Annotated in this window: 2 tRNA genes and 3 rRNA genes; all 5 read right to left on the bottom strand. The window is 53.9% G+C overall.

What is annotated here, in order from left to right:
• Window positions 1-12: 12 nt before the first annotated feature.
• Window positions 13-127: ribosomal RNA gene (gene rrf, locus MLD04_RS17615) — 5S ribosomal RNA — on the bottom strand.
• A gap of 97 nt (window positions 128-224) precedes the next feature.
• Window positions 225-3,114 (bottom strand): 23S ribosomal RNA (locus MLD04_RS17610).
• A 309-nt stretch (window positions 3,115-3,423) separates the two neighbouring features.
• A tRNA-Ala gene (locus MLD04_RS17605) sits at window positions 3,424-3,499 on the bottom strand.
• A gap of 221 nt (window positions 3,500-3,720) precedes the next feature.
• Window positions 3,721-3,797 (bottom strand) — tRNA-Ile (locus MLD04_RS17600).
• 89 nt (window positions 3,798-3,886) lie between these two features.
• Window positions 3,887-5,426 (bottom strand): 16S ribosomal RNA (locus tag MLD04_RS17595).
• The 16S, 23S and 5S rRNA genes sit together here with 2 tRNA genes alongside, the layout of an rRNA operon.
• Between the last annotated feature and the right edge of the window lie 199 nt (window positions 5,427-5,625).

Below are 5,625 nucleotides of genomic sequence, written 5' to 3'. Positions count from 1 at the left end.
TTTGGGTTAGGAGCCTGACGATGACCTACTCTCGCATGGGCCATGCCACACTACCATCGGCGCTGGTCTGTTTCACGTCTGAGTTCGGGATGGGATCAGGTGGTTCCAGACCGCTATGGTCGTCAGGCAAAACGGTTGATCACTGGGGGACGGGATAGAACGGTCAGATGGCTCTGACAGTGATGATCGATTTCTTTGTTATCCGCAATTGTCTTGGGTGTTATATAGTCAAGCCGCACGAGCAATTAGTATCGGTTAGCTCAACGCCTCGCAGCGCTTACACACCCGACCTATCAACGTCCTGGTCTTGAACGGCTCTTCAGGGACCTCGAGGGTCCAGGGAGATCTCATCTTGGAAGGGGCTTCCCGCTTAGATGCTTTCAGCGGTTATCCTGTCCGAACATAGCTACCGGGCAGTGCGTCTGGCGACACAACCCGAACACCAGAGGTTCGTCCACTCCGGTCCTCTCGTACTAGGAGCAGCTTTCCTCAAATCTCCAACGTCCACGGCAGATAGGGACCGAACTGTCTCACGACGTTCTAAACCCAGCTCGCGTACCACTTTAAATGGCGAACAGCCATACCCTTGGGACCGGCTTCAGCCCCAGGATGTGATGAGCCGACATCGAGGTGCCAAACACCGCCGTCGATGTGAACTCTTGGGCGGTATCAGCCTGTTATCCCCGGAGTACCTTTTATCCGTTGAGCGATGGCCCTTCCATACAGAACCACCGGATCACTATGACCTGCTTTCGCACCTGCTCGACGTGTCTGTCTCGCAGTTAAGCGGGCTTGTGCCATTACACTAACCGCATGATGTCCGACCATGCTTAGCCCACCTTTGTGCTCCTCCGTTACGCTTTGGGAGGAGACCGCCCCAGTCAAACTACCCACCACACAGTGTCCTCATCCCCGATCAGGGGACCAAGTTAGAACCTCAAACATGCCAGGCTGGTATTTCAAGGTTGGCTCCACCGGAACTGGCGTCCCGGTTTCAAAGCCTCCCAGCTATCCTACACAAGCATGCTCAAAGTTCACTGTGAAGCTATAGTAAAGGTTCACGGGGTCTTTCCGTCTAGCCGCGGATACACCGCATCTTCACGGCGATTTCAATTTCACTGAGTCTCGGGTAGAGACAGCGCCCCCATCGTTACGCCATTCGTGCAGGTCGGAACTTACCCGACAAGGAATTTCGCTACCTTAGGACCGTTATAGTTACGGCCGCCGTTTACCGGGGCTTCGATCAAGAGCTTCGTCCGAGGACTAACCCCATCAATTAACCTTCCGGCACCGGGCAGGCGTCACACCCTATACGTCCACTTTCGTGTTTGCAGAGTGCTGTGTTTTTAATAAACAGTCGCAGGGGCCTGGTATCTTCGACTGGCTTCGGCTCCACCCGCAGGGGCTTCACCTACAACCAGCGTGCCTTCTCCCGAAGTTACGGCACCATTTTGCCTAGTTCCTTTACCCGAGTTCTCTCAAGCGCCTTGGTATTCTCTACCTGACCACCTGTGTCGGTTTGGGGTACGGTCTCGAATAGCCTGAAGCTTAGAAGATTTTCCTGGAAGCAGGGCATCAATGACTTCCCGCCCGTGGGCAGTCGTCGTCGCATCTCAGGATTGTGGAACCGGATTTGCCTAATCCCACTCCCTACTTGCTTAAACCGGGACAACCGTCGCCCGGCTCACCTAGCCTTCTCCGTCTCTCCATCGCAGCTATCCAAGGTACGGGAATATTAACCCGTTTCCCATCGACTACACCTTTCGGTCTCGCCTTAGGGGCCGACTCACCCTGCGCCGATTAGCGTTGCGCAGGAACCCTTGGTCTTCCGGCGTGCGGGTTTTTCACCCGCATTGTCGTTACTCATGTCAGCATTCGCACTTCTGATACCTCCAGCATGCCTCTCGACACACCTTCGCAGGCTTACAGAACGCTCCCCTACCCCGCATACAAAGTATGCAGCCGCAGCTTCGGTGACCAGTTTGAGCCCCGTTACATCTTCCGCGCAGGCCGACTCGACTAGTGAGCTATTACGCTTTCTTTAAAGGATGGCTGCTTCTAAGCCAACCTCCTAGCTGTCTGAGCCTTCCCACATCGTTTCCCACTTAACTGGTACTTGGGGACCTTAGCTGGCGGTCTGGGTTGTTTCCCTCTTCACGACGGACGTTAGCACCCGCCGTGTGTCTCCCGGATAGTACTCACAGGTATTCGGAGTTTGCATCGGGTTGGTAAGTCGGGATGACCCCCTAGCCGAAACAGTGCTCTACCCCCTGTGGTATTCGTCCGAGGCGCTACCTAAATAGCTTTCGGGGAGAACCAGCTATCTCCGGGCTTGATTAGCCTTTCACTCCGATCCACAAGTCATCCCCTGGCTTTTCAACGACAGTGGGTTCGGTCCTCCAGTGCCTGTTACGGCACCTTCAACCTGCTCATGGATAGATCGCCCGGTTTCGGGTCTATGCCCAGCGACTAAATCGCCCTATTCAGACTCGGTTTCCCTACGGCTCCCCTAAACGGTTAACCTCGCCACTGAACATAAGTCGCTGACCCATTATACAAAAGGTACGCCGTCACACCCGAAGGTGCTCCGACTGCTTGTACGCATACGGTTTCAGGATCTATTTCACTCCCCTCACAGGGGTTCTTTTCGCCTTTCCCTCACGGTACTGGTTCACTATCGGTCAGTCAGGAGTATTTAGCCTTGGAGGATGGTCCCCCCATGTTCAGTCAACGTTTCTCGTGCGCCGACCTACTCGATTTCACTGAACTCAGGTTTCGGATACGGGGCTATCACCCACTATGGCGGCACTTTCCAGAGCCTTCTCCTACCAGTTGTTCAGCTTAAGGGCTGGTCCCCGTTCGCTCGCCGCTACTGAGGGAATCTCGGTTGATTTCTTTTCCTCGGGGTACTTAGATGTTTCAGTTCCCCCGGTTCGCCCCGTACAGCTATGGATTCACTGTACGGTACCTGGCCGAAACCAGGTGGGTTTCCCCATTCAGAGATCTCCGGATCAAAGGTTGTTTGCCACCTCCCCGAAGCTTATCGCAGGCTTCCACGTCTTTCATCGCCTCTGACTGCCAAGGCATCCACCGTATGCGCTTAGTTGCTTGACTATATAACCCCAAGACAACTGTGTTCCATCTATCGATCCCTGGTAAACCAGGAAACCAACAACTGGAGACAGTTCCTTGAAGCGATATAACAACCACCTCAACGACAACACCGGATAACGCTTGAAATCGCTATCACTTTGAACATCTTCCCTCGGAGATAATGAGAGAAGAATATTCGTGTTCTATCTCGTCCAATTTGTTAAAGAGCAAATCTGACCCAGTGATCAGAAAGAAGAGCTTCGCTTGATACCTTCATCAAACCGAAACACTTGTTTCTGCACACTGCTAACAATGCTAGCCAGTTATGTTTGGTGGAGCCGAGGAGGATCGAACTCCTGACCTCCTGCGTGCAAGGCAGGCGCTCTCCCAGCTGAGCTACGGCCCCAGAACTTGTCCAGCTTCCGTTACCCGTCGTTTCAGCATTCGTTCGCTGCAGTCACGACCCATCGAGGGTCACTCCCTTACTCACTCAAGCTGCGCCTAGGTTAACGAAACCTGTCCTGCGCCCTGCTATCGTCGACGACCAGGATTTTACTGATCTAGGCGCGTTCGGGCGCCGCATAGCCTGCTATGCAAGTCCGGACGCAACGACGAGCAGTGAAATTCTGGTGGGTCTGGGTGGACTTGAACCACCGACCTCACCCTTATCAGGGGTGCGCTCTAACCACCTGAGCTACAGACCCAATGGTACGGGCCTGCTAGACCCTTTTGCTCTCTTTATTAGCCAACCAAGTAATTCGTGTGGACTCTGACCGAAGCATTCGGCTTCGTTTAAGGAGGTGATCCAGCCGCAGGTTCCCCTACGGCTACCTTGTTACGACTTCACCCCAGTCATGAACCACACCGTGGTGATCGTCCTCCCGAAGGTTAGACTAACCACTTCTGGTGCAATCCACTCCCATGGTGTGACGGGCGGTGTGTACAAGGCCCGGGAACGTATTCACCGCGACATTCTGATTCGCGATTACTAGCGATTCCGACTTCACGCAGTCGAGTTGCAGACTGCGATCCGGACTACGACGCGTTTTAAGAGATTGGCTTGCCCTCGCGGGTTTGCAGCCCTCTGTGCGCGCCATTGTAGCACGTGTGTAGCCCTGGCCGTAAGGGCCATGATGACCTGACGTCATCCCCACCTTCCTCCGGTTTGTCACCGGCAGTCTCCCTAGAGTTCTCAGCCGAACTGCTAGCAACTAGGGATAGGGGTTGCGCTCGTTACGGGACTTAACCCAACATCTCACGACACGAGCTGACGACGGCCATGCAGCACCTGTCACTGCGTTCCCGAAGGCACCAATCTATCTCTAGAAAGTTCGCAGGATGTCAAGGCCAGGTAAGGTTCTTCGCGTTGCGTCGAATTAAACCACATGCTCCACCGCTTGTGCGGGCCCCCGTCAATTCATTTGAGTTTTAACCTTGCGGCCGTACTCCCCAGGCGGTCAACTTAGTGCGTTAGCTGCGCCACTAAGACTTCAAGAGTCCCAACGGCTAGTTGACATCGTTTACGGCGTGGACTACCAGGGTATCTAATCCTGTTTGCTCCCCACGCTTTCGCACCTCAGTGTCAGTATTGGTCCAGGTAGCCGCCTTCGCCACTGGTGTTCCTTCCTATATCTACGCATTTCACCGCTACACAGGAAATTCCACTACCCTCTACCATACTCTAGTCAGACAGTTCGAAATGCCGTTCCCAGGTTAAGCCCGGGGCTTTCACATCTCGCTTACCTAACCACCTACGCGCGCTTTACGCCCAGTAATTCCGATTAACGCTTGCACCCTCCGTATTACCGCGGCTGCTGGCACGGAGTTAGCCGGTGCTTCTTCTGTGAGTAACGTCAAGCCTCATGGGTATTAACCATAAGGTTTTCCTCCTCACTGAAAGTGCTTTACAACCCGAAAGCCTTCTTCACACACGCGGCATGGCTGGATCAGGGTTGCCCCCATTGTCCAATATTCCCCACTGCTGCCTCCCGTAGGAGTTCGGGCCGTGTCTCAGTCCCGATGTGGCTGATCATCCTCTCAGACCAGCTACGGATCGTCGCCTTGGTAGGCCTTTACCCCACCAACTAGCTAATCCGACATAGGCACATCCAATAGCGCAAGGTCCGAAGATCCCCTGCTTTCCCCCGAAGGGCGTACGCGGTATTAATCCGGGTTTCCCCGGGCTATCCCCCACTACTGGGCAGTTTCCTATGCATTACTCACCCGTCCGCCGCTCGTCAGCATCCAGCAAGCTGGATCTGTTACCGCTCGACTTGCATGTGTTAAGCCTGCCGCCAGCGTTCAATCTGAGCCATGATCAAACTCTTCAGTTTAAATCATACAAGAATCCGAAGATTCTCTATTCTTGCTCAAGACAAAACTCAATTTCGACGAGTCACTGTCCTGATATTTCGTGTCCGAAATACCTCGGCCAGCGCCCACACGAATTACTTGGTTAACTTTTTAAAGAGCGTTGAGCCTCTGCTCAATCAAGGCCGCGTATTCTACATCGAATCCCGACCTTGTCAACCG

The sequence above is a fragment of the Marinobacter koreensis genome (assembly GCF_023156285.1).
GTDB classification, from domain to species: domain Bacteria; phylum Pseudomonadota; class Gammaproteobacteria; order Pseudomonadales; family Oleiphilaceae; genus Marinobacter; species Marinobacter koreensis.
The sequence above is the reverse complement of the archived record's forward strand: the minus strand, read 5'-3'. Positions and strand labels throughout refer to the sequence as shown.